General features: G+C 34.8%; 5 protein-coding genes. 3 read left to right on the top strand and 2 right to left on the bottom strand.

Annotation, left to right across the window (positions count from 1 at the left end):
* The first annotated feature begins 534 nt into the window (after positions 1-534).
* From ABIQ27_RS13020 to ABIQ27_RS13010, 3 genes are all read left to right on the top strand, one after another.
* Positions 535-1560 carry a pesticidal protein Cry7Aa gene (locus tag ABIQ27_RS13020; RefSeq protein ID WP_348034348.1) on the top strand — a complete coding sequence of 342 codons (1026 nt, stop codon included), beginning with the start codon at positions 535-537 and terminating at the stop codon, positions 1558-1560.
* Positions 1561-1562: 2 nt separating this feature from the next.
* The gene (locus ABIQ27_RS13015) at positions 1563-3917 is read left to right on the top strand and encodes a glycosyltransferase (protein WP_348034347.1); all 2355 of its coding nucleotides are present in this window, start codon (positions 1563-1565) and stop codon (positions 3915-3917) included.
* 139 nt (positions 3918-4056) lie between these two features.
* Entirely contained in the window at positions 4057-4707 is a 651-nt protein-coding gene (locus ABIQ27_RS13010) for a porin family protein (RefSeq protein ID WP_348034345.1), read from the top strand.
* A 37-nt stretch (positions 4708-4744) separates the two neighbouring features.
* Here ABIQ27_RS13010 and ABIQ27_RS13005 read toward each other — a convergent pair whose 3' ends face one another.
* Together ABIQ27_RS13005 and ABIQ27_RS13000 are read right to left on the bottom strand one after the other, a co-directional pair.
* Positions 4745-5203 (bottom strand): hypothetical protein, encoded by a 459-nt coding sequence (locus tag ABIQ27_RS13005; RefSeq protein WP_348034344.1) that lies wholly within the window; start codon positions 5201-5203, stop codon positions 4745-4747.
* 130 nt (positions 5204-5333) lie between these two features.
* Positions 5334-6993 (bottom strand): phosphoribosylformylglycinamidine synthase subunit PurQ (locus tag ABIQ27_RS13000; RefSeq protein WP_348034343.1); only part of this gene is annotated, 1660 nt, incomplete at its 5' end.

The raw sequence follows: 6993 nt of genomic DNA, 5'->3' as shown, positions 1-6993 counted from the left end.
AGGGACTTTTTGTTTAATATGATAAGGTATGCAAAAGTACCTGACTGCCACCGGCAATCCTCCTCTTAATATCATATCTTTTTTTAGAAAACCCTATTCATTTATTTGGATAGGTTTTTTTGTTTTAGGAAGTTTGTTTCGCTTTGCTCGCAATGACCGCGTGAGGGATGGGAGCAGTCTACCATGTAGCGCGGACAGCCGACCCTTTACCCTGAACTAGTTTCAGGGAAAGGGGCACGCCCAGAAATTAAAAGGTTTTCAAATGTGGTAGTTATGTAATATGTGCAGATTAATATGTAACACTTTTTTAGCTTATGTATTGCAACTTTGTAATAATCGGGTTCCAATTTTAAATTATTATAACATACAGCATACACGGACAATTAGGGCTCTTGTGATAAATATTCATTGAATAAATTTTACGCCTATCACTCAGATTTAAAATTTGGAAAAATAAAATAACGGAAGTTAGATTTAATAAAACGATGAAAAGACAAAAGTTTTTTCATTTTTTATTCCAAAAAATTAAACATCATGATAAATGTAAAAAAGGAAGGAATTATTCTTAAAAAAACAAAACTCTCTTTTGAGAATGACAGCGTTTTGAATCCCGGAATATATCAGGATGGAGATACAGTTCATATGTTGTACAGAGCTGTTCGAAAAGGGAATTATTCTACCGTTGGTTATTGCAGGTTGGATGGCCCTTTGAAAGTAGTGGAACGCCACGATACTCCTTTAATAATTCCGCAAAATGAAGATGAATCTAAAGGGGTTGAAGATGCAAGAATTGTTAAAATTGAAGGCGTTTATTATATCACTTATACCGCTTATAATGGCATCAATGCGTTGGGAGCGCTTACTACTTCTAGTGATTTAAAAACCTTTCACTATGAAGGAATTATTACGCCAAAGTTTACTTTTGATGAATTTCAGATTTTGGCTGACTGTAACAATTTAGTCAATCAGAAATATTTCCGTCATTCACGACATTTTGATCCCACGGTACAGGTTTATATATGGGATAAAGATGTGGTGTTTTTTCCAAGAAGAATTAATGGTAAACTGGCTTTTCTGCATCGTATCCGCCCCGGAATCCAATTGATTTTAATTGACAAACTGGAAGATTTGACCAGAGAATATTGGAGTCAATATTTTCTGCATTTTAACGAGCATATCATTCTTGATCCAATAGGAACAGGTCATGAATCTGGTTATATTGGTGCAGGTGGCCCACCTATCGAAACAGAACAGGGATGGCTGCTCATTTACCATGCTGTTTATGATACTGCCGAAGGATATGTTTATACCGCTACCGCAGCTTTGTTAGATATTAATGATCCAACTAAAGTACTGGCCCGTATGAATGAGCCTCTGTTTACCCCTGAACATGAGTATGAACTGCATGGCGTTGTTGATAACGTGGTTTTTCCAACAGGGCATGCCCTATTTGATGATACTTTATATATCTATTATGGAGCTGCCGATAAGTATATAGCCTGTGTCTCGCTGAGTTTAAAAGAATTATTGAATGATTTAATTTTAAATAATAAAGTATAATTATGAGAACTGCTGTTTTTCCAATTTCAACCGGTCGTGGAAACGGCTATAAAGAAACTTCAAAAAATGATAAAGGAGATAGTTATATGAAATTGTCTCATATTATTCGAGAAACTTCTCCGCTTAAACAAGTAGAGTTACCTGAAATTTTGTTTATTACTTCCTATCCGCCAAGAGAATGCGGTATAGCAACGTATAGTCAGGATTTAAGGAATGCTATTTACGAAAAATTTGGAAATTCTGCTTCCCTGCAAATATGCGCATTAGAATCAACACCATCTAATTATCACTATCCGGAGGAAGTTAAATATATTTTGCAGACACAAAAGGAAGAACAATATATTGCCTTAGCCCATAAAATCAATGATGATAAAAATATCGCTATGATTTTTTTGCAGCATGAATTTGGTTTGTTTGGCGGTAACTATGGAGATTATCTTTTAAAACTAATGTACATATTAAAAAAACCAGTTACCATAACTTTTCATACTGTCTTGCCAAATCCTAATGAAGAATTAAAAGAGACAGCAATATTACTTTCGAATTATGCAACTAATATTGTGGTGATGACCAAAAACGCAGCCGCAATTTTAAAAAATGATTATGGCATTGCTGAAGATAAAATTACAGTAATTCCACATGGTACTCATTTGGTTTCTCCACGAAAAGTCGAAAAACATGGAGTTCATTTAGCCGATAGAATAGTCCTCACAACTTTTGGATTATTAAATCAGGGAAAAAGCATTGAAACTGCCATCGAAGCATTGCCTCAAATTATTGCCCATTTCCCCAATGTTATCTATTTAGTAATTGGGAAAACGCATCCGGAAGTGATGAAGAACGAAGGTGAAAAATATAGAGATTCGCTCTATGACAAAGTGCAACAGCTTCAATTGCAAAATAATGTACGCTTCGTTAATAAATACCTGTCTCTTGAAGAACTGATGGATTATTTGGGACGAACAGATATTTACTTATTTACTTCAAAAGATCCTAATCAGGCCGTGAGTGGAACTTTTGCATATGCGATGGCCTGCGGTTGCCCGGTAATTTCAACACCTATCCCTCATGCAAAAGAAATGCTTGAAGGTGCAGGTAAAAATTTTGATTTTCAAAATTCAGATGAACTTGCGCGGACTACGATTGAATTGCTTTCAAATCCTGAACTGTTAGAAGAAATGAGTCTGAATGCTTTACACAAAATATATCCAACATCATGGCAAAACTCAGCCATAGCTCATATGGAAGTTGCTAAAAAAGATTTGACTAAGAAAAAAGCGATATTGAAATATGAATTGCCAAGATTATCACTAGATCATATCAAAAGATTGACAACTGAAAATGGAATGATTCAGTTTTCATCAATTGCAACACCAGATACAAATTCGGGCTATACTCTTGATGATAACGCGAGAGCTTTGGTTGCAATGACAAAACATTATGAATTAACCAGAGATTCTAATGATTTAGCACTGATAAAAATATATCTGAATTTCATTAATTTTTGCCATCAGGAAGAAGGAAGTTTTTTCAATTATGTTGATTATAAAGGTAATTATCTTCCTGAAAATGAAATTGAAAATCTTGAAGATTCGAATGGTAGAGCAATTTGGGCTTTAGGTCAATTCATATCGGGAAAATCTTTTTTACCCAAGGAATTAATTGAAAAAGCAACATCAATTTTGGAAAAAGCATTACCGGTCATCGAAAAATTTGAATCTCCAAGAGCTATTTCCTTTGCTATAAAAGGACTCCATTTTTATAATTTGGACAAAAAGAAAGCAAGCATTACCAATTTAATCACATTGCTTGCTGATAATTTAGTTTCCAAGTACAGAGGTGTTTCCGGCGATGATTGGAAATGGTATGAAGATTATTTAACTTATGCCAACAGTCTTTTACCCGAAGCTATGCTTCTGGCGTCAATCAGCACAGGTAGTGATTTATTCAGACAAACAGCCAAAAACACATTTGATTTTTTATTATCGGTAACTTTTAAAAATGACAGAATTAAAGTTGTTTCCAATCGAGGCTGGTATTTTAAAGGAGTTCCCGCACATAATTTTGGAGAACAACCGATTGATGTAGCTTATACTATTCTGGCTTTAAATACATTTTATCAAACGTTTGGTGATGAAGAATATCGAACTAAAATGGAAATAGCTTTTGATTGGTTCCTGGGTAAAAATCATTTGAATCAAATTGTGTACAACCCAAAAACCGGAGGCTGCCATGACGGTGTAGAAGAAACTCATATCAACTTAAATCAGGGAGCTGAATCAACATTGAGTTATTTGATGGCACGACTTGTCTTTGAAGAGAGACTCAATTCCAAAATAACAAGCGCAATTCTATAAAGAGAGTTGTTCAAAACTAAAATTATGTAACATATTGAAATATTTCTGTAATTCATTTTATCTTATTATGCCCAATTTTACAATGTTATTCTTATTTAAATAACAGCCCAGGATTTACAAATAATTTAAAATGAAAACTATGAAAAATGTAATTTTAGTAATCGGAATGATTACGCTAACAGCAACAAGCGCTTTTGCTCAAAATGAGCCTGTCACGACAACAACAGATAATCGTGAAAAATTCTTTTTCGGTGTTAAAGCCGGAATAAATTTATCCAATGTATATGACTCCGAAGGAGATGATTTTGTAGCCGATTCAAAAGTTGGATTCGCAGCAGGTGGATTCGTATCAATTCCTATTGTAAAGTTTTTTGGAGTTCAGCCTGAGGTTTTGTTTTCTCAGAAAGGATTTAAATCAGAAGGGACATATTTAGGAACAACTTATGAAATGACAAGAACGACTAATCATCTTGACATTCCTATTTATGCAGTTCTTAAACCGATAGAAAATCTTTCAATTTTATTCGGGCCACAGTTTTCCTATTTAATGTCGCAAAAAGACGATTTTACCGGAGGAACCATTTCATCAACCGATGAACAAAATTTTAGTAATGCCAATCTTCGTAAAAACACTTTTGGTTTAGCTGGTGGTGTTGATTTGAATTTTGATCATTTTGTGTTCGGTCTAAGAGCCGCTTGGGATGTAAAAAATAATAATGGAGATGGAACTTCCGATACACCACGTTACAAAAATATGCTGTATCAGGCCACACTCGGTTATAGATTTTAAACAAAAAAGCTCCTGAATTTCAGGAGCTTTTTTTATGTTATTTTTCGGGTATTTCTTTGTAATCTTTACTTCGTTCTCCCTGAATGAACATTTTTAAAGTATTGAAATGTATAGTAAAATCTACAGGCTTCCAATTCATATCTTCCTCAGTATCATCTTCTGATTTTGCTGTGTATTGATACCAAAGTGTGTATTTGGAGTTATCAAATCCTTTTTTATATAATAGAGATCCATATACGTCGCATTCAATTCCCCAATTCACGGGTCTTTTAAGCTGTTCATGCAATTGATAAAAGCCTGCTCCATATTGGTTCAATTCAACAACCGGCTCTTTTCCCTGAAATAAATAAGTACCCAATAAGGGAAACTTAATATATTCCAAATTGCTTGTGATATAATGAATCCCATCTTTGGTTTCAATTTTATCCCAAATCTGGGCAAAGCTTTTCACTGAAAATAATAATAAAGCAACAAAGACTAATTTTTTTACTTTCATAATCATAGGTTTTACTTGGAAATAAAATTAAAAACTATTCCATGTTGTTCATCCGACACTAAAATTAGTTATGAACACATTGAATTGTGAAAATGTTGATTCTCGCTTTCGCGGTAATGACAAATTTTTTTTATCTCTCAAGCCATTCTCTTGCATTCACAAAAGCCTCAATCCATGGGGAAACTTCATCCTTTTTATCGGTTGGATAATATGCCCAATTCCATGGAAAAGCAGAACGTTCAATATGTGGCATCATAACCAAATGTCTTCCGGTAGTGTCGCACATCATAGCAGTGTTATAACCTGAACCATTAGGATTTGCAGGATAACCTTCATAAGCATATTTCGCCACAATATTGTATTGATTTTCTGCTTCGGGCAACTGGAATTTTCCTTCGCCATGCGAAACCCAGACTCCAAGAGTTGTTCCTGCTAACGTATTCAACATTACAGAATTATTCTCCTGAACTTTTACCGATGTAAAGATACTTTCGTGTTTCTGGCTGTCGTTATGCTGCATTTTTCCGTGAACTTTATGTTCCGGATTAATCAATTCTAATTCCATGAAAAGTTGGCAACCATTGCAAATTCCGACCGAAAGCGTGTCTTCTCTTTTGAAGAAATTCTTTAAAGCGATATTGGCTTTTTCGTTGTATTTAAAAGCTCCCGCCCAACCTTTCGCTGAACCTAAAACATCTGAATTTGAAAATCCACCAACAACGCCAACGAATTTTACATCCTCCAGATTTTCTCTTCCCGAAATCAAATCGGTCATATGAATGTCTTTCACATCAAAACCTGCGATATACAATGCATTCGCCATTTCACGCTCGGAGTTACTTCCTTTTTCACGAATGATGGCGGCTTTCGGTTTTGGTTTAGAGTTATCAATCTTAGGCTTATTTCCCGAGAAATGGATTGGAAAAGTATAGTTTAACGGTTGCTTTTTATAATTATCAAAACGATCTTTGGCTTTGTTGTTTTTAGATTGTTTCTGGTCGAGTAGGAAAGAGGTTTGGAACCAAACATCTCTAAAAATTCCAATATCAAAATTCCAAATTCCAAAATCTAATGAAGGTGTATTTTGTACTGTACCAATTTTGAAATACTCTAAATCTGCAAAAGCTTTCTCAAATGTGGCATCGTCTTTTGCCTGAAGCACCAATCCGATATTTTCAGAGAATAAAATCTTTACCAAATCTTTTTCAGCAAATGAAGAGAAGTCGATTTTGGCTCCCAGATTGATATCGGCAAAACACATTTCCAACAAAGTTGTAATCAAACCGCCCGAACCAATATCATGCCCGGCAAGGATTTGCCTATCTTTGATTAAATCCTGAATCGTATTGAATGCTTTTTTGAAAAATGCAGAATCTTTAATAGTTGGTGTATCGTTACCGACTTTATTCTGAGTTTGTGCAAACGAACTTCCACCCAATTTAAATTCGTCCTGAGACAAATTGATATAATAAATTGAGCCACCCTTTTTCTGTAAAACTGGCTCGACAACTTTGGTAATATTAGAGCAATTTCCGGCAGCCGAAATGATAACCGTTCCCGGCGCAATTACTTCGTCATTTGGATATTTTTGCTTCATCGACAGCGAATCTTTTCCCGTTGGAATATTAATTCCCAATTCGATAGCAAAATCAGAACAACTTTTTACTGCTTCGTATAATCTTGCATCTTCTCCTTCATTTTTGCAAGCCCACATCCAGTTGGCTGAAAGTGAAATACCGTCTAAACCATTTTTAATAGGTGCCCAAATAATATTTGATAAAGATTCGGCA

Source organism: Flavobacterium sp., assembly GCF_039916025.1.
Lineage (GTDB): Bacteria > Bacteroidota > Bacteroidia > Flavobacteriales > Flavobacteriaceae > Flavobacterium.
Note: the sequence above shows the minus strand (reverse complement) of the source record. Positions and strands in the feature narration are given on the sequence as shown.